16 protein-coding genes, 1 tRNA gene and 1 pseudogene are annotated in these 18,152 nt (G+C 27.9%); 7 read left to right on the forward strand and 11 right to left on the reverse strand.

Annotation, left to right across the window (positions count from 1 at the left end; genetic code table 11):
* Positions 1-177: 177 nt before the first annotated feature.
* The 5 genes from BHAMNSH16_RS09350 (at position 178) to purN (ending at position 2,897) form a co-directional block, all read left to right on the forward strand.
* Complete coding sequence (locus tag BHAMNSH16_RS09350; RefSeq protein WP_039954126.1) at positions 178-375, forward strand: hypothetical protein; 198 nt, start codon at positions 178-180, stop codon at positions 373-375.
* Positions 376-438: 63 nt separating this feature from the next.
* On the forward strand, positions 439-672 hold the full coding sequence (locus BHAMNSH16_RS14405; RefSeq protein ID WP_008727804.1) for a hypothetical protein: 234 nt from the start codon (positions 439-441) through the stop codon (positions 670-672).
* A 32-nt stretch (positions 673-704) separates the two neighbouring features.
* Entirely contained in the window at positions 705-1,058 is a 354-nt protein-coding gene (locus BHAMNSH16_RS14595; protein WP_083250080.1) for a hypothetical protein, read from the forward strand.
* Between the two features lie 277 nt (positions 1,059-1,335).
* On the forward strand, positions 1,336-2,349 hold the full coding sequence (gene purM, locus BHAMNSH16_RS09365; RefSeq protein ID WP_008727805.1) for a phosphoribosylformylglycinamidine cyclo-ligase: 1,014 nt from the start codon (positions 1,336-1,338) through the stop codon (positions 2,347-2,349).
* Positions 2,337-2,897 (forward strand): phosphoribosylglycinamide formyltransferase, encoded by a 561-nt coding sequence (gene purN, locus BHAMNSH16_RS09370; protein WP_039954129.1) that lies wholly within the window; start codon positions 2,337-2,339, stop codon positions 2,895-2,897. Before purM ends, purN begins: the two co-directional genes overlap by 13 nt.
* Positions 2,898-3,120: 223 nt before the next feature.
* On the opposite strand, the gene BHAMNSH16_RS09375 is transcribed toward purN, so the two are convergent.
* The 4 genes and pseudogenes from BHAMNSH16_RS09375 to BHAMNSH16_RS09390 all read right to left on the reverse strand — a co-directional run bounded on the left by BHAMNSH16_RS09375 (position 3,121) and on the right by BHAMNSH16_RS09390 (position 5,138).
* Positions 3,121-3,636 carry a zf-HC2 domain-containing protein gene (locus BHAMNSH16_RS09375; protein WP_008727807.1) on the reverse strand — a complete coding sequence of 172 codons (516 nt, stop codon included), beginning with the start codon at positions 3,634-3,636 and terminating at the stop codon, positions 3,121-3,123.
* Positions 3,633-4,177: pseudogene (locus BHAMNSH16_RS14770) on the reverse strand (RNA polymerase sigma factor). The gene BHAMNSH16_RS09375 and the pseudogene BHAMNSH16_RS14770 overlap by 4 nt, the downstream one beginning before the upstream one ends.
* A gap of 21 nt (positions 4,178-4,198) precedes the next feature.
* Positions 4,199-4,657 (reverse strand): Spy/CpxP family protein refolding chaperone, encoded by a 459-nt coding sequence (locus tag BHAMNSH16_RS09385; protein WP_008727809.1) that lies wholly within the window; start codon positions 4,655-4,657, stop codon positions 4,199-4,201.
* An 82-nt stretch (positions 4,658-4,739) separates the two neighbouring features.
* A complete protein-coding gene (locus BHAMNSH16_RS09390; RefSeq protein WP_069732213.1) occupies positions 4,740-5,138 on the reverse strand; it encodes a hypothetical protein in 399 nt (132 codons plus the stop codon).
* Between the two features lie 135 nt (positions 5,139-5,273).
* Between BHAMNSH16_RS09390 and BHAMNSH16_RS09395 the strand changes: the two genes are divergently transcribed.
* Together BHAMNSH16_RS09395 and BHAMNSH16_RS09400 are read left to right on the forward strand one after the other, a co-directional pair.
* Positions 5,274-6,353, forward strand: coding sequence for a hypothetical protein (locus BHAMNSH16_RS09395; RefSeq protein ID WP_069732214.1), 1,080 nt, complete (start codon positions 5,274-5,276; stop codon positions 6,351-6,353).
* A gap of 111 nt (positions 6,354-6,464) precedes the next feature.
* Positions 6,465-9,617: an efflux RND transporter permease subunit gene (locus tag BHAMNSH16_RS09400; protein ID WP_069732215.1), complete on the forward strand. Its 3,153-nt coding sequence runs from the start codon at positions 6,465-6,467 to the stop codon at positions 9,615-9,617.
* A 71-nt stretch (positions 9,618-9,688) separates the two neighbouring features.
* Here BHAMNSH16_RS09400 and BHAMNSH16_RS09405 read toward each other — a convergent pair whose 3' ends face one another.
* The 7 genes from BHAMNSH16_RS09405 to coaBC form a co-directional block, all read right to left on the reverse strand.
* Positions 9,689-10,252, reverse strand: a complete 564-nt coding sequence (locus tag BHAMNSH16_RS09405) for a class I SAM-dependent methyltransferase (RefSeq protein ID WP_008727217.1) — start codon at positions 10,250-10,252, stop codon at positions 9,689-9,691.
* Between the two features lie 538 nt (positions 10,253-10,790).
* Positions 10,791-11,984: a cation:proton antiporter gene (locus BHAMNSH16_RS09410; RefSeq protein ID WP_008727436.1), complete on the reverse strand. Its 1,194-nt coding sequence runs from the start codon at positions 11,982-11,984 to the stop codon at positions 10,791-10,793.
* Between the two features lie 296 nt (positions 11,985-12,280).
* Complete coding sequence (locus BHAMNSH16_RS09415) at positions 12,281-13,315, reverse strand: N-acetylneuraminate synthase family protein (RefSeq protein WP_008727437.1); 1,035 nt, start codon at positions 13,313-13,315, stop codon at positions 12,281-12,283.
* Between the two features lie 117 nt (positions 13,316-13,432).
* A tRNA-Thr gene (locus BHAMNSH16_RS09420) sits at positions 13,433-13,505 on the reverse strand.
* 75 nt (positions 13,506-13,580) lie between these two features.
* Positions 13,581-15,902, reverse strand: a complete 2,322-nt coding sequence (locus tag BHAMNSH16_RS09425; protein ID WP_069731958.1) for an ABC transporter permease — start codon at positions 15,900-15,902, stop codon at positions 13,581-13,583.
* Between the two features lie 6 nt (positions 15,903-15,908).
* The gene (locus BHAMNSH16_RS09430; RefSeq protein WP_008726638.1) at positions 15,909-16,616 is read right to left on the reverse strand and encodes an ABC transporter ATP-binding protein; all 708 of its coding nucleotides are present in this window, start codon (positions 16,614-16,616) and stop codon (positions 15,909-15,911) included.
* Positions 16,616-17,827 (reverse strand): bifunctional phosphopantothenoylcysteine decarboxylase/phosphopantothenate--cysteine ligase CoaBC, encoded by a 1,212-nt coding sequence (gene coaBC, locus BHAMNSH16_RS09435; protein WP_008726640.1) that lies wholly within the window; start codon positions 17,825-17,827, stop codon positions 16,616-16,618. The genes BHAMNSH16_RS09430 and coaBC overlap by 1 nt, the downstream gene beginning before the upstream one ends.
* Between the last annotated feature and the right edge of the window lie 325 nt (positions 17,828-18,152).

The raw sequence follows: 18,152 nt of genomic DNA on the forward strand, positions 1-18,152 counted from the left end.
ATATTGTTGATATTTATCTTATCTATCTTATTATAGCATTTAAATATTTAAAATTAAATAATAGTTTATTTTAGGATTAGGTATGAAATTGTATGCTGTTCTTTTTTAACTGTTAATTATGTTAATGGTTTCATGTACAAAAAATACAGGAGTCGTTGTAACTAATTCCGTTCTAATTTGGTTTTAGACAAAATTAGGTATGGTAATTTTAATGGGGTAAGTTTAGATGGTAATACATTAACTATAACAGGAAGTCAAAATAATAATAATGGAACCTATCAATATTCTGATTATTTTTTGTCCTTAGTTTCTATATTTAAAGATAAAAATGGAAATAGTTTATTAGTCATTCCATTAGGGGAAAAGTTAATATAGTTAAGGTTAAGCAAGAAGGATGGGATCTATTGCAGCTTCTTATGGATTCATGTAATCCTGAATATGAAAAAGTTTCCAATAATATTTTTTATTTTTATTTGTTCAATTCATACAGCATTTTCTAAGGGTCTTCCTTTATCTACAGAAGTTACAGGAGAATATTATAGTTGGATAAAGGGGAGACAGATGATAAGTTTCAATCTCAATCCCGGTATTAGCGTATTTACCACTATGATTTTAGACACAGTTTTTAAACATGGAAGGAATACAGTAGGTATGTTTGGAGCAGATGAATAGATTTTGGTACTACAATATTTTCTGCAGTTACTTTGCCTGGTATAGCAAATTTAATATTTAAGCCTCAAAATGGAGCATCTGAATCTTTGTTTAAGGGAGGATTTGGTATAGCATTTACATATAACTATGCATATTTACCAAAACAGGCTATAGATGCTTTTCTTGGAATATATAGTTTTAATGCTCATTATAATGGCACTATAACTGTTAATGGAGTAAGCAGTTATCAAAAGATATATAATGTTGATGTTATTGTTATACCGGCATCTATAGGTGTGAGATTTTATTTTAATAAAAGCAATAGGGATAATGGTTTTTTACTTCTTCCTAAGGTTGGTATGAATATATTTGCTGTTAAAGGAAAAGATTATGCTGCAAATAAATAAGATTTAAGTGCTATAGTAAATTTTTATATATCCGGTGAGATGGGATTTAAGATAGATATGTTTACAAAAATGGGGGCAAATTGGCCTGTCCGTCCTTTTATTAATATATCTTTATTAGATTTGGGGTATTCATTTATTCATGGTTTAAGATTGGTATAACATTCTAATAATAGTTTATCAGCAAATAAAAAAAATTTTCTTGTAAATATATAAAATATTGGTATACTTAATAGACATTTTTTCTATTTTTTTAAATTATAAAATAAGGGAATTATTTATGGGAGTTTCTTATAAAGACAGCGGAGTCAGCAGAGAGGAAGGCTATAAAGCTGTATCACTGATGAAAGAAGTTGTATCTAAAACTATGCACTCAAATGTACTTAATAATATAGGAAGTTTCGGTGCTTTGTATGAACTTGGCAAATATAATAATCCTGTACTTGTATCAGGAACTGACGGAGTAGGTACAAAATTAGAGATAGCATTTTCTATGAAGAAGTACGATACTGTTGGAATAGATGCTGTTGCTATGTGTGTTAATGATGTGCTTTGTCATGGTGCTAAGCCGATTTTCTTTTTGGATTATCTTGCATGCGGAAGATTGAATGGAGAAACTGCTGCTCTGATAGTAAAAGGTATTGCTGATGGTTGTTATGATGCTGGGGCTGCTTTAATAGGAGGAGAGACAGCTGAAATGCCCGGATTTTATAAAGACGGAGATTATGATATAGCAGGTTTTTGTGTCGGAGTTGTAGAGAAAGATAAAATCATTGACGGCTCTAAAGTAAGCGAGGGAGATTCCATTATAGGTATTGCATCTTCAGGATTTCATAGTAATGGATTTTCTTTAATAAGAAAACTTGTACGAGATTATAATGCTGTATATGAAGGTGAAAAAATAGGAGAAACTCTTTTAACGCCCACTAAAATATATGTGAAAAAAGTACTGCCTTTACTAGAAAAATATAATATTAAAGGTATGGCTCATATTACAGGAGGCGGCTTAATAGAAAATGTTCCGCGTTCTGTTGCTAAGGGATACAAAGCTGTAATTAAAAAGGATAGTTTTAATACACCTAATATATTTAATTATATTCAGTATTTAGGTAATATAAAAGAAGAAGAGATGTATAATACTTTTAATATGGGTATTGGATTTGTTATAATAGCTGCTAAAGAGGATAAAGATAATATTATAAAAGATTTGAAAGAGCAAAATGAATCTGCTTATGAAATAGGCTATATTGCTAAAAATGATAATGAGGATAAGAGTGATATATGCTTAGAGTAGCTGTTTTAATTTCCGGAGGCGGAAGTAATTTAAAATCTTTGATAGATTCTCAGGATAATGATTATTATAAAATAGATATAGTTATTGCTGATAGAGATTGCGGGGGATTGAATATTGTAGAAAATGCTGGAATAAAAGCTGTATTATTAGATAGAAAAATATACAAAAAAGATTTATTTAAAAAGATAGATGAAGAACTTTCTAATATAGATTTGGTTGTATTGGCTGGATTTTTATCAATAGTAGACAGTCTTTTTATAAAAAAATGGGAAGGAAAAATTATTAATATTCATCCATCTCTTCTTCCTAAATATGGCGGAAAGGGTATGTATGGTATTCATGTGCATGAGGCAGTAATTGCAAATAAGGAAAAGGAATCAGGATGTACTGTTCATTATGTTACTGATACTATAGACGGAGGGGATATTATAATGCAGGCTAAAGTACCTGTAAAAGAAGATGATACTGCTGATATTTTACAAAAAAGAGTATTAGTAGAAGAACATAAATTGCTTCCTGCTACTGTGAAAAAACTTTCTAGAATTTGATTTATATAGATTTGGAATTTATTCTAATTCCCCGCCCTTTATATTTATTGTGAATATTAGAAATATAATCTGCATTGTTTTTTTATTTTTTAAGAAAAAGTAATGCCCGCCCAAGTTGTAATTAGATTTAAAGCTGTATTAAACGCATGTATAGTTATCTTTAATCTGCTGGTGCGATTATGAGAATTTCAAACTTTTATATTTTTTATCTATTTAACATGCGTTATTTTCCCATATAATAAATATATGCCGACATTATAGATATTTCTGCATTATTATCATCTAATGAATCATTTTCAGTATTAATATCACTGTAAGTAAAATAACTTGATAGAGGTGCATAATCCTCTTCAGTATTGTAATCATCAGTACTAGTTGTTATTGTAGAATTGTTATTCAGATCAGAAGCTATCAATTTTGCAGAGTCATTTGAATTGCTTGTGATATTATTATTGTTATATATTGTACTAACAGCTCCGAATATGAGTAAAGCAGCCGCTATTGAACTTATAGATGCTATCACTCTCTTTTTATTAAATATACTTACAGGCTTTTTATTAATTTTTATATTTGACTTTCCTAAAAGTATAGATGACATAGAATTTAATTCATCTTTGAATTTCTGACAAGATTTGCAAGAAGCTAAATGTTTTTCCATTTCAAATATTTCATTAGCATCTAAGTCATTGTCCTTATATCTGCTAATAAGCATTTCATAATATTCATGATTATTTTTCATAAGCTCACCCCCATTTTTTTCATAATAGATAGAAGTTTTTTTCTAGCTCTGAATATTCTGGTTCTGACAGTATTAACCGGCAGATCCAATTTTTCAGATATTTCATTGTAAGAATAATTTTCATATTCAGCCATCATAAGCGGAATTCTAAAATCATCTTCCAATTTTTCCAATGCTTCAGCCAATATAATTTTATGTATGCTGTCATCATTTCCAGATTCCTGTACTTCAGAATTTCTATACTCTTTTAATCGGTATTTTTTTTCTCTTTCTTTTTTCTTATGTGATCAACAGCCCTGTTAAAAGAAACTCTATAAAGCCAAGTATATATTTTACTTCTTCCCTCAAAACTTTCTCTTTTTATATAAAAACTTACAAAAACATCCTGCACAATCTCTTCTGCTTCGTCTTTATTAGAAATGATAGAATATACCAAATTAAATAATGGTTTCTTATACATTTCTATAAGCTCTTTGTAAGCTTCCTCATTACCTGTTTTGAATGCATCTATATTATCTTCATAAGCCATAGCACTGCTCATATTTATCCTTATAAAAATTCCCTATTTCATCATACGGCTGTTTAGCTGAGCTTTTTGTTCTGGAGTAAGAACATCTATAATATCTAAATCTCTTACTATTCTTAAATAATCTCTTAAAGCTTCCTGCTCTTTTTTCTGTTTTATCAGATTTTTAATTGCCTCTCTGTCAGTATTGTCTTTCATTAATTCTAATCTTATACTATTATCAATTCTTTCTATTTCTAATCTGATAGGTTCTTCTTCTGTGATGAATCTGATGGCTATATCATACATTCTATCAGCTTGTTCTTCAGTTAGAATTATACCGATTTTTCTAAAAAATTGTAAAGGATCATGTCCTAATCTTTTATCAAACTCTCCGCCTCTTCTGTTTCTTCCATATCCAGGACCATGAGGACCAGGACCTTTAGGTCCCGGTTGTGCCAAAATTGACAAAGATAACAATAATATTAAAGATATAGTATAAAATATTTTATTCATAAACTCTCCTCACCACTCCATAATTTTTAATATTATATTATCTTTTCCTTATTAGACGGAATTATTATACAAAAAGTTCCCGCTATTTTTTAAAAATAATATAATATTTTATCCTTTTTATCTCATTCTCCGAAAACAATGACAATATATCCAAGTCGCATGACATTATAGTATAATCAAAATCGGCTTCTTTTTCTTTTTTCTCAAATATTAATTTTTTTATATTATCCAAATTTATATCTTCTTTTTTAAACTCATCATTTATTTTTGTATTGATTTCATTTAATTCAGCTAAAATCTTTCTTACATCTTTTAAGTATCTTTTTATGATTGAATTTATAGTATATTTTTTTTCTAAACTTACATCTATTCCGGCATCAGTCAGTACTTTAATAGAATCATCGTTTATTATAAAATTCTCATCGGCATATAAATTATATATATTAAAAATTAATAAAGCAATAATCATTATTTTTTTCATATAAACCTCTTAAACTAGACAGTTTACCTTTTAGACGAATAAATTATTAAAAAAGTTCCTATATTTTACACTTTAAATAATGAAGTATTTATATTATAATAAAATTAATATATATTTATATAATTTGGATAGCTAATGTATAAAATAATTTATTTAGATGAAAAATTAAAAATAATAAAACTTCTCTATGATAATAAAAGCAATGATATAAATGCTATGTTTTCACTTATGAAATATATAAAATCCAAAATAAATGCAAAAATAGAAAAGTCAGATGAAGGTTTTTTATTATTCAATGATGAAAAAAAATATTTATTTTATATATCAAATAATGATGCTATATGTATAAAAGTGATTATGCATGATGATAAAGTTGCTTTCACAAATTTCAAATATATGGAAAGAGAGTTTAAAGGTTATATAGATGAAATTAATATATTGCTTGCAAAAGAGAAGATAGAAAATATAAATAATTCAATAAAGAATAATATGTGGATTGATTTTATGATTTCTAGTTATGATGACAATCTTCATATAGTAGGAAGTAATGATTTAAGTTTAGGTCATATTGCTGAGATAATTTTTAAAAATGCCTCTTTTGTGCAATGCTCAAAATATTTTAATGCATGCCCTAATGAGTATGATGTATTTTATTTATGCTCTAATGAAGAAATTGAAGATATTATTAAAAAATATAAAAATGTAATCAATGATAAATATTCTATTATGATAAAAATTAAAGCTGATGATATGAACAGTCATTTTTATATAGCATGCGATGGAATAGATTTTATTTATAAAGAGGTAGTATATGATTATGATTTTACATCTCTTTATAGTTCGGATAAAGAAAATATCATAAAGAAATATGATCTAATAAAAGAGGGGGGATCTTGGTATCAGGAAAAAGAAAACTTGCATAAAACATTAATATTTACAGATAAGTTTTTAAATAGGAATGATACTATAGGGATATTATTTAGAATATATAAATTATGTTTTGCTAAAGTTAAATATTTTAGAACTTATATATTTAAATTTGAGCCCTATAAATATGATTATAAGAAAGGTTTTATAGCAGCAGAACTTTGGGATGCTGAATTTTTTAAACATATCGATTCAGGATATATGCTTGATTTAAGATATTTGCAATCTATAAAAGTTTATGAAGATTTTCTAAAATTATGCAATGAATTAGAATCTTTTGAAAAATAGAGTAATTATTTTATAAAAAATAGTTAGTCTTGAAACTTTTTTTATAATTATTCGTCTAAGTTAAAGAGTTTAAAGTATATAGTATGCTATATAAAAGGTAGGTTGAAGCGAATGAAGAATTTTATAGAGTTAGTAGTAAAAAGACCAGTAGCTGTTTTTATGTGTATGATAGCAGTATTGATATTAGGTTTTGTAAGTTTGAGTAAATTGGCAGTTGATTTTTTACCGGATATGGAGCTTCCATATATTACAGTAAGAACAGTATATGAGAATGCCGGACCTGAAGAGGTAGAAAAATCAGTTACAAGAGTAGTTGAAAATGCAGTTGCCACTGTAAGCGATATTAATACAATAACTTCTACTTCACAAGAGGGAGAGTCAAGCGTATTTATAGAATTTAATTGGGGTACTGATTTAGCAGTTGCAACAGCGGATGTAAGAGAGGCAATAGATGGAGTAAAAAATTCTCTTCCGGATGATGCTGATAGTCCTACAGTATTAAAATTTTCTACAGATATGACTCCAATTATGGAAATAGCTTTTTTCGGGACGGATAATTTGGGAGCATTATATACATTAATAGATAATCAAATATTAAATAAAATAGAACAGGCTTCCGGAGTAGCAAGGGCAGAAATAAGGGGCGGACTTAAAAGTGAGATGAAAGTCGATTTAGTTTTGAATAGACTTCATGCCTACGGTATAGATATTAACAGTATAGTTTCTCTTTTATCATCAGAAAATCAAAATTTATCCGGCGGTGATACTTATGAAGGAGTTTATAAATATACTCTAAGAACTATGGGAGAGTTTACAACACCGGAAGATATTGAAAATACAGTTGTAGCATTAAAGACTAATGATACACCGATAAAATTAAAAGATATAGGAAGAGTTTATCAGGGATACAGTGATGACTCTGAAATAGTAAAAATCAATGGTATGCCGGCAATATCAGTATCTGTTAATAAAGAATCAGGAGGAAATGCTGTTAATGTGTCAAAAGCGGTAAAAAGACAATTAGCTAATCTAAATCTTCCTGAAGGCGTGGAGTATGAAATATTATTCAATAGTGCTGATAATGTAAATGAAGCTATAAAAGGAGTATTGGATACAGCTTGGCAGGGCGGATTATTTGCAGTTATTATATTGATGCTTTATTTATGGAATGTAAAAACAGTTTCTATAATAGCAGTTTCCATTCCTATATCCATTATTATTACATTTACATTAATGTATTTTCTTGGAATCACTTTAAATATTATATCATTATCAGGACTTGTTTTGGGTATTGGTATGATGGTTGATAACTCTATTGTAGTTTTGGAAAATATATTTTATTATAGAAATAACGGATACGGAAAATATTCTTCAGCTATAAATGGTACTTCAACTGTTGCACTTGCAATATCGGCTTCTACTCTTACAACAATTGCGGTGTTTTTGCCGTTTCTTTTCGTTGAAGGACAAACAGGTCAATTATTTAGAGATTTATGTATTACAGTTACAGTTTCAATGATAGGTTCTTTATTTGTAGCTCTTACTATAGTACCTATGCTTGGGGCTAGACTTGTAACAAATAAGAAAATGAAATTTTTAATACCTATAGAAAATTTTGTTAATGATAAATTTCATAGTAAAATTAATAACTTATATTCTGCTTTATTAAGTTATTCTATAAAAAACAAAAAGAAAGTATTTATTTCCTCATTATCAGTTGTATTTATAATCATAATATTAGGTTTAATTTTTATAGGTAAAGAAGGATTTCCGACTTCAGATGAAGGACAATTTAAAATAGAGGTAAAGATGCCTGTAGGTACTAAATCCGAGCAGACACAGGCTTTTGTCAGCAGAATGGAAAGCGATATACAGAATGCAATAGGAGAGGATTTTGATAGAATGCAGTCTAGGGTAAAATCCGGCTCTGAAGAGAATGCTGCTGAAATAAGAGTGCAGCTTAGAGAAAAAAGTGAAGGAAGAAAACTTTCTGTTGATGAATATATAGAAATAACAAGAAATGCATTGGTATCATATCCTGCACAAATTAATATATCAGCAATAACAACATCAGCTATAAATAGCGGCGGAAGAGACGGAGGAACAGGAGGTCAGGAAATAGAAATAGAGCTAGTAGGAGATGATTTAGATAAGTCTACAGAAATAGCAAATAATATAATAAACTCTATATCTGACATAGAAGGAATAAGAGAGCCTAGACTTACAAGAGATGATTCCAATCCTGAGCTTAAAATATATGTTAATAGAGAAATAGCCGCTAAAATGGGAATTAATGTAAACACTATAGCGAATATTATTAAAACAAGTTTTGCAGGAACTACTGCTACAACTATGACTCCGGCTAATTCTGATGTTACAGATATAGATGTTAATGTTCAGTTAGGAGAGCCTGACAGATTAAAAATAGATGATATATCAAGGCTTATGATACCTACAACAGCTGGAATAGTACCTATATCATCAATAGCCTCTATAGAAAAAAGCTACGGACCTACAGAAATAGATAGAAAAGACAGTACAAGAATAACAACTATAAGAGCATCAGCTTATAATAGAGCATTAAGCGAAATAATGCAGGATGTTCAGCAAATCATTTCAAAAGAAGTATTCCTTCCTTCCGGATTTAATATTAATTATGCGGGAGATTTTGAGGATATGAAAGAAGCATTTTTACAGCTTATTCAGGCTTTTATATTAGCATTAGTTTTGGTTTATGCTATAATGGCTAGTCAGTTTGAATCATTTATAGCACCTTTTGTTATAGCATTAGCAATACCATTCGGTTTTGCCGGTTCTTTAGCAGCCTTATTTATAGGAAGACAAACTTTAAGCGTATACAGCGGAATAGGCTTTATTGTACTAATAGGTATTGTAGTAAATAATGGTATTGTACTTATAGATTATATGAATCAGCTTATGCATGAAAAAAATATCAATGGTGATGAAGCAGCATTAGAATCAGGTCCTAGAAGATTAAGACCTGTACTTATGACAACTTTAACAACAATATTAGGTCTTTTGCCTATGGCATTGTCAGGAGGAAGCGGAAATGAAATGTATCAGCCTTTATCCATTGCCATACTAGGAGGGCTTTTAGTGTCAACAGCATTTACTCTTATAATAGTTCCTACTGTTTATGCCGCTATAAGAAATAAAATACCTCTTAAAGATTATGAGAAAAAAGATTTAGAGAGTAAAAATGATTTCACTGATTATGACACTATAAATGTTACAGGTAAATAATTTAAATTAAGTAATTTTATTATGGCTTCACTGTCATTAAAATAATGGTGAAGCCGCAGAGTATATTATTATTACTTCTTTTTTAATATTGCAAAATTATTACATCCAAATTGAAAATATTTATGTTTTTCAACTATAAAATTTGATAACTTAGCAGATTCTAATATATCTTTTTTATTATAATATTTTTTATGATCTTCTATTTCTAATTTATCTATAATTTTAAGATTATAAGCCATAAATTCTAATATTGGTTTAGCTATTTTGGAAGGTACTGTTAATATAAGTCTTCCTTCTGGTTTTAAAACTCTATTAATTTCTTTTAAAATATCATCAGCATAAGTTAGGTGTTCTAATACTGCTAACATGGTAACAATATCAAAACTTGCATCTTCAAATGGTAATTTATTTTCTAATTTTACTTTTATAGTTTCTAATTTATCAGTCTTTAATTCAGGCGGTTTAAAATCTATCCCTATACCATAAGAAATATAATTTTCTATTGATTTTAAAAATCTAGCTTCCCAACCGCATCCAATATCAAGTAATTTGCATTCATTATATTTTAGTATAGTTGGTTTGACCATATTAATTCTATATTTTCTTAAAAATTTATCAATAAAAGTTTCTTTCATATTTTACTATCCTTTATATAATTTATTTAGAATATAGTTATATGCTGAACGCTAGCTAGAATTCATTTTATTGGATATATATTTAATTTCATGAAAAATAGTGATGGAATAAATTTCTTCTATTTGAAAAGTTAATGAATAAAATAATAATGGAATTATTACTTGTGATTCTTCATGAACTGAACTGAACTGAACTGAACTGAACTGAACTGAACTGAACTGAACTGAACTGAACTGAACTGAACTGAACTGAACTGAACTGAACTGAAAGTTTTATATTTTTATACATATATTGTATTATATATGTATATGATATTAAGTCAAGTTTTTTTATAGGAAGAAATAAAATACCTCTTAAAGATTATGAGAAAAAAGATTTAGAGAGTAAAAATGATTTCACTGATTATGACACTATAAATGTTACAGGTAAGTGATTTCTTATATATATTTTAATTTACGATTAAGGGTTTGATTTATGTAAAAACAACCCCTTAATTTTAATATTATTTTCAATTATTATTGTCAATGAAATTAAAAACTATTTGTCATGCTCTAATAATTTTTTGTAAGTGGCTTCTATTGCAAAAGCTCCTAATGGGGCAGTTATTAATATGGCAAGAACCGCTATAACAAGTATAATTTCTCCTGAGGCAAAACCTAATGATAAAGGTATTGAACCTATTGCAGCCTGAACAGTTGCTTTAGGGCAGTATGCAATCATACTAAATATTCTCTCTTTTTTATTTAGTTTAGTTTTTATTAATGATACAAAAACACCAAACATTCTAAATATCAAAACAGCAAATATTAATATAATTCCTAAAAATCCTGTTTTAAAAGCATAATTAATATTTACAGCAGCACCTACAAGTACGAAAAGCATAATTTCAGCAGCTACCCAAAGTTTAGAGTATTTTAATGAAAGCCTTTTTGATAATTCTTCCTTTGATTTTTTTAGATATGCTCCAATACTCATAACTGCCAAAAGCCCAGATACTCCTACGATATTTCCTAATAAATTTGATATAGAATTTTCTATGCTCACAAGTATAAAAGATATACTCAGTATTATAACTACTTTAGCACTGTCTCTTATATGAAATCTAGTAAAGAATTTTGATAGTATAAAACCTATAATAACGCCTAATAAAAGTCCGAATATTATTGAAGTAGGTATTTTTATAAAATCAATATAAGATATACTTCCTCCTTTTACAAGCGAAGTGAAAGATGTAAATAATACTATTACAAATATATCATCTACAGAAGCACCTGCCATTAATAGCTGAGGTATGCTTTTATTAGTGCCGTATCTTTCATCTATAAGTTTAAGCATTTTAGGAACAAGCACTGCCGGAGATACAGCAGCAACAACAGACCCCATTAAAGCAGCATCTAATAAGCTAATATCAAAAAGTTTAGGTGCTATTAAAATCATTCCTATTATTTCAAAGGCAGCAGGAACAAAGCACATAAGAACAGCAGGTCTTCCTACCTTTTTTAAATCTTCTATGTCAAGATTAAGCCCTGCTCTTGTTAATATTATAATGAGTGCTAATTCTCTTAAATCTGATGATATTGAAAGTATTGAATTATCAAGCAAATTAAAACAGTATGGACCTAATATTATTCCTGTGATTATAAGCCCTAAAAGAGAAGGAAGTTTTAAAAGTGAGAATATTTTTCCAAGCAGCATACCGCATAAAAATATCAAGGCTAAACTAAGAAGCATAAATATATAATCCTTTTTTATTAGTATTTGATTTTTTATGAGTATATGAATTATATTAGATTGGATTAAAATATATAAAAACTGAATCTGCAAATACATATATCAATTATTAAAGATTTTATTTATTCTTTAATAATCATAAAAAATCATAAAAATTTGCAGAAGTCATCAGCTTTTATATAAAAAATAAATAAAGCGGTTTAATTATTTAATAAAAATATGTATTAATTAAATAATTTAAGGAGACCTCATTCCTTATTTATTAAACTCTATCATAAAACATTTTTTATTTCAAGTTATTTTTTTAAATCCTTAAAACTTAAAGCGGTATTAGATTTTTTATCAACTTTTAATTTCATACCTAAAACTTTTTTATAATACTTAGCAGGTATTCCTACGCAAGGTCTTAAAGCAATTAAATCTTTTTCTGTAATTATCTCTCCTTTAAGCATAGCATGACTTAAATAAATTCCTCTTTTAGCATATACAAGTTCTTTTTTCTCCTGCTTGCTCAATATATGCTCTTTTTTGCTTGCAGCATCTCCTCCAAGCATAGTTAATGTCTTATCAATAGATTTTATCATTTCAGACATACCATTGGTGTCTAAACTTATGATATGATCTCCCGTTTCTTTTTCAGGTGTTACAGTGAAATGTTTTTCTATTATTTTAGCACCTAAAGAAACAGCAATGATAGGAGCTTCAATACCTATAGTATGATCTGAATATCCTATTATATTATTTTTAAATAGATTTTTCATAACAGATATTCTATTAAGTCTGGCATTTTGCAAAGGAGTAGGGTATTCTACAGAGCAATGCAGTAACGCTACTTCATTTTTTCTCAATATTTTTAATGCTTCTTTTATATCTTTATTTAAGGCAAGTCCTGTTGAAAGTATAACCGGTTTTTGTGTTTTAGCAGCAGCTTCAAGCAAAGGTATATTATCTATATCGCATGAAGCTATTTTTATTATAGGTATATCATAAGAAACAATATCATTCACAGAATCTACAGAAAAAGGAGTAGTTATAAATATGATTTTATTTTTTTTAGCTTCTTTTATTAAAGGTTCATACCATTCTTTTTTTAATATGATATTATCAACTCCTTCTAAAGCATCATCTTTTAATTTTAGAGCCTTAGTATATTCTTTCTCAGCGAATAAAGTTTTTTGAGTGAAGCTTTGGAATTTCACAGCATCAGCACCTGATTTAGCTGCTTCTTTAATGAGTTTAATTGCAGTATTTAAATCGCCTTCATGATTACATCCGGCTTCAGCTATTATGAAATATCCTTTTTTATTTATAATATCTTTTAATTTTAACATATATACCTATCCTAACTATTATTTTGCAATATATTATCGAAATATAGTGTTGATTAATTATTAAATATTTTTGATATTAAAAATTAGATTAGAAAAATAGGGTAGGAGTAAAAAATGAGCTGGTGATGGGACTCGAACCCGCAACCGGCTGATTACAAATCAGCTGCTCTACCAATTGAGCTACACCAGCGAAGTGATTATCATTATACAATAATTAAAAAAAAAGTCAAGCGTTTATATATAAATTTGTATTATTTTTATTTAATCATTCTTCTCTGTCTTTTAACCCTTCAACCATATCCAATCTGTTTATATAATATGCACTCATTACAGATACAAGGAATATTACAGTTATAAGCAATGCTACGGCAAGTATATAACTTGATTCATATACATGCGGAACGAATGAGAATAGTTTGCTTGAGAAAGGTTTTTTTACTAAATATAATATTCCGTATCCCGCTGCTATTCCAAGAGGTATGGCAATTATTATCTGAGTAATAGTTTCTTTTAAAGATGCTATCATAATTTCTTTTGTAGTATACCCCATAACCTTTAGGAGAGTAAACTCATATCTCCTAGTTGCAAGAGTGATAACTCCTACACCATAAAGCGAAGTAGCACCAAGTAAGAATGCTATGAATATAAGTATTTGTACTAAAAGATATATAGTCGCTATCTGATTTTTATAGGCTTCATACTCATCATTTCTGAAACTATAATATGAAACTTCTTTGCTTTTATCTAATATATTTTTTATATCTTCTTTAGTAACATTATCTTTAGTAGATATAAATATGCTGTTATAAACATCTTGTATTTCAAATGTTTCTTCAGCAAATTTTTTATCTATATAAACATAAAACATACCTTGCTGATCAACAAATTTACTTACTTTGACTCTTCTGGAAATGCTGTTTCCTAAGCTGTATAATTCTATACCAATATAATCATTTTCTTTAATATTTAGTTTTTCAGCCAAATATTTAGGAATCATTACAGAATCTTCTTTTTCATTATTATTGGGTATATCCATAGATGAGAAACTATCTTTATATATTAAAGCAGGAATATATAAACTTTCAGCATCATCTTTAAATGCAGGATATAATCTTGCCTGATAAATTGCTGCTTTGTCATAATATTTAATTCCGTCATTAGTTAATATATCAGAATTATCTTCCCATTTTGTAGAATTTACATTAACAACAACATCATATAAAGCAAATTTTTCGTATAAGTTATATAAGAAATAATCAAAGGAATTATTAAATCCCTGAGCAAATATAGTCATACTTATAGCAGCAAACATTCCCCAAAGAGAAGCTAAATATCTTGTTTTGCTTCTTGAGGCATTTTTTATAGCATATCTTGTATTAAAAGAAAATTTATTCCAAATTGGTAATTTCTCTATAAATATTTTACCAGATCCTTTAGGCGGTTCCCCTCTCATAGACTGAGCAGGATTTAATTTTAATATTGATACAGCAGCTAAAAGATTTGAGAATATGCATACAAATAATATAATTACTGCTGATATTACCCATAAATCTATATAAGTGTTATGATTGAAATTAGGCATATCGAATATGTTGCCGAGTGCATTGAATATAGGAGGTAAAAGAAAATTACTTGCAATAAAAGCTAAAAGTATTCCGAAAAATGATACTAAAAATGAATATTTTATATACATAAACATTATAGAAAAATCTGTAAGTCCTATAGCTTTCATTATTCCTATTTGTTTTCTTTCTACAGCTACATTTCTTCTTTGTATAATATAAAGTAAAAGTATTGCCATAAGAAGAAGTATAGAAGGACATATATATGAGAAAGAGTCTATTTGAAGTAATGTTTGCTCATAATTCACATAGTTCACTGATTGTTCTCTGTCTGTAGATAAGAATATTTTTTGTTTTAATTTTAATTTTATTAGATTTTCAACATTTTTTTTATTAGCATCATCAGTATATTTTATATATATTGAATTATAAGGTATATAATTAAAATGATCTTCATTAACTTCTATAACTGCAAAATCTTTAGCTTCGGATGCAGTGCTTGCTCCGTCTTTAAAAAGAAACACATAATTAGGATAAGATACTAAAGCCGCTATAACAAATGAATTAGTTTTATCATTAAATACTACTTCTACAGTATCGCCTAATTTTAAAGAATTAGCTTCTGCAAAATTTTTATTAATTGCTATTTCATTAGTTTTTAATTCAGTCTTTCCTTCATATACATAAGGTTTATTTATCCTGTCTTCTGAATTATCAGTGCCGTAAATTATAGCATCAATATTTTCTATTTTACCTTGAAATCTATGTTTAGCAACGACTCTGTCAACTCCTTTCATCTCTTCAAGTGTTTCTATATCATTGGTATCAAACATACCGAATAATGCTAAATCATCTAATGTGTTTTCTTCAAAGTAATTTTCTGCTGAAAGTTTAAAATCCCTATATACTGTTTTTACGGCAACGAAAAAAAGTACAGCTAATGTTACTATGAATACAGCAGACATAAATATAGCAAGCTGTTTATTTATTTTTCTAAATAATAGTTTTGTTTTTATATTTATCATTATTTTTTACCACTCTATATCTTCAGGATTCAAAGGATTTTCTACATCATATTTATCTAATACTTCTCCGCTCAAAATTTTTACAACAGTATCAGCCATTTTGGCTATTTCTTTACTATGAGTTATAAGTATGATGCTTGTTCCCAAATTTCTATTGAGGTCTCTAAGTATTTTTAAAGCCATAACGCCTGTTTTATTATCTAATGCCCCTGTAGGTTCATCACATAATACTACTTTAGGCTTTTTAGCTATTGCACGGGCTATACTTACCCTTTGCTGTTCTCCTCCTGATAATTCTGTAGGATAATGTTTTACTCTATTTTCAAGTCCCAATAATTTTAAAGCTTCCTCTGCATTAGTTCTTGAAAGACCTGTAATTTCAGTGGAAAATTCAACATTTTCTATAGCGGTAAGATTAGGAAGCAAATTATAACTTTGAAATACAAAGCCTATATTTTCTCTTCTGAATTTCGCCAATCTTTTATCGCTGTAATGAGATATATCCTCACCTAAAAATAATACCTGACCGCTTGTAGGCTTATCTAAAGCTCCTAATATGTTAAGTAATGTACTTTTTCCTGAACCGCTAGGACCTAATATAGCAGTAAGTTTTCCTTCTTCTATAGTAAGGTTAACAGACTTTAATGCCTGTGTGGCACCTCCTCCATGACCATATATCTTACTAATTTCTTTTATTTCATAAAGATAACTCATTATTTCAATCCCGTAATATTATTTTTTTTATTCCATTCTGAAACAGCCTCAGAAACTATTTCTTTGGCACATTCTTTTTTACTTAAAACAGGAAAAGATTTAAATCTTCCGTCTTTAAAAAATATTGTAATTTTATTTGTATCTTTTCCTATAGCATCTTTTATTTTATTAGCCACTATCATATCAGCATCTTTTCTATTCATTTTGTCTAAAGCATAATTTTTAAGTTCCTCATCATTTTCAGCAGTTTCCGCAGCGAAAGACACTATTACTGTTTGATTTTTCTTTTTATTTTTTGCAGATAGAAGTATATCATCATTTTCGATTAATTCTATAGTATTTATATTGTGTTTTTTTACTTTTTTATCAAATACTTGTGCCGGTCTGAAATCTAAAGGAGCAGCAGCCATAAGAAGTATATCTGTATTATCAAGTTCATTTAATACATTATCCTGAAGTTCTTTAGTGATATTGACTTTTATTTTCTTATCATTGTTTTTTACACTTAAAGGTTCATTGACTTTGCCTTCTATATATGTTGATATACCGCCGTTTGAAGATATTTCTTCATATATAGAAGCTCCCATTTTACCGCTTGAATTATTAGTTATATATCTTATTGGGTCTATCCATTCTATTGTAGCCCCTGATGTAATTGTGAATCTTATATTATTATACTTTGATGATTTATTATATGAAGTTACTTTTTGTATTATAGTATCTATATCTGCAAGCCTTCCTACTCCTGTGTCATTGCATGCCATTTCTCCGCTTTCAGGCGATATCAATTCATAATTTAATTCTTCTATTAAATATTTTACATTTCTTTGATTTGCTTTATTAGCCCACATATTAGGATTCATAGCAGGAGCAAAGTATTTCTTTTTTGTATAGGCACATGCTATTGTACTTATAGCATCATCGCATATACCATTTGCTATTTTTCCTATGATATTTACATCAGCAGGAGCTATTAATAATATATCTGTTTCTTCATTTATGTGAATATGTCTAAGTATATCATCTTCCTGCCATAGATCTGTTATTACTTTATTTCCGCTCATAGTTTCTAATGCTTTAGCACCGACCATATTTTGTGCATTTTTTGTAACAGCACAGATAACATTATGCCCTTGTTTTTTTAGATGGCTTACAAGAAATGGAGTTTTGTATGCGGATATTGAGCTTGTTATTGCTAGTAAAATTCTCATAATTAAATCAAAGTATTATAACTTTATAACCTTGTAATTAAAATATATTATTAAACAATTATATACTACTATAAATAAAAAAAATAGTCTATATATTTTTATAATTTTTTTATTTTTATTTTCACTAATAATATACTATATATTTAAAGTTATTTTATTTTTTGGTAATTATTTATAAAATTATATGAATAAAAGAATATTGTTGTATATAAAATATATATAATATGTATATAAAATTTATATATATGTGAAATAATAATTAAAAAGCAATGAAAAAATTTTATAGATATAGTAAATGTGTTTTCTTAAATCAATTCTAAAATAT

Source organism: Brachyspira hampsonii, from assembly GCF_002214805.1.
GTDB classification, from domain to species: Bacteria; Spirochaetota; Brachyspiria; order Brachyspirales; family Brachyspiraceae; genus Brachyspira; species Brachyspira hampsonii.

Excerpts from the sequence above, each read along its gene's own strand:
- BHAMNSH16_RS14405 (WP_008727804.1), top strand. The coding sequence starts at position 439 with ATGAAAAAGTTTCCAATAATATTTTTTATTTTTATTTGTTCAATTCAT.
- purM (WP_008727805.1), top strand. The coding sequence starts at position 1,336 with ATGGGAGTTTCTTATAAAGACAGCGGAGTCAGCAGAGAGGAAGGCTAT.
- purN (WP_039954129.1), top strand. The coding sequence starts at position 2,337 with ATGCTTAGAGTAGCTGTTTTAATTTCCGGAGGCGGAAGTAATTTAAAA.
- BHAMNSH16_RS09375 (WP_008727807.1), bottom strand. The coding sequence starts at position 3,636 with ATGAAAAATAATCATGAATATTATGAAATGCTTATTAGCAGATATAAG.
- BHAMNSH16_RS09385 (WP_008727809.1), bottom strand. The coding sequence starts at position 4,657 with ATGAATAAAATATTTTATACTATATCTTTAATATTATTGTTATCTTTG.
- BHAMNSH16_RS09390 (WP_069732213.1), bottom strand. The coding sequence starts at position 5,138 with ATGAAAAAAATAATGATTATTGCTTTATTAATTTTTAATATATATAAT.
- BHAMNSH16_RS09395 (WP_069732214.1), top strand. The coding sequence starts at position 5,274 with ATGTATAAAATAATTTATTTAGATGAAAAATTAAAAATAATAAAACTT.
- BHAMNSH16_RS09400 (WP_069732215.1), top strand. The coding sequence starts at position 6,465 with ATGAAGAATTTTATAGAGTTAGTAGTAAAAAGACCAGTAGCTGTTTTT.
- BHAMNSH16_RS09405 (WP_008727217.1), bottom strand. The coding sequence starts at position 10,252 with ATGAAAGAAACTTTTATTGATAAATTTTTAAGAAAATATAGAATTAAT.
- BHAMNSH16_RS09410 (WP_008727436.1), bottom strand. The coding sequence starts at position 11,984 with ATGCTTCTTAGTTTAGCCTTGATATTTTTATGCGGTATGCTGCTTGGA.
- BHAMNSH16_RS09415 (WP_008727437.1), bottom strand. The coding sequence starts at position 13,315 with ATGTTAAAATTAAAAGATATTATAAATAAAAAAGGATATTTCATAATA.
- BHAMNSH16_RS09425 (WP_069731958.1), bottom strand. The coding sequence starts at position 15,902 with ATGATAAATATAAAAACAAAACTATTATTTAGAAAAATAAATAAACAG.
- BHAMNSH16_RS09430 (WP_008726638.1), bottom strand. The coding sequence starts at position 16,616 with ATGAGTTATCTTTATGAAATAAAAGAAATTAGTAAGATATATGGTCAT.
- coaBC (WP_008726640.1), bottom strand. The coding sequence starts at position 17,827 with ATGAGAATTTTACTAGCAATAACAAGCTCAATATCCGCATACAAAACT.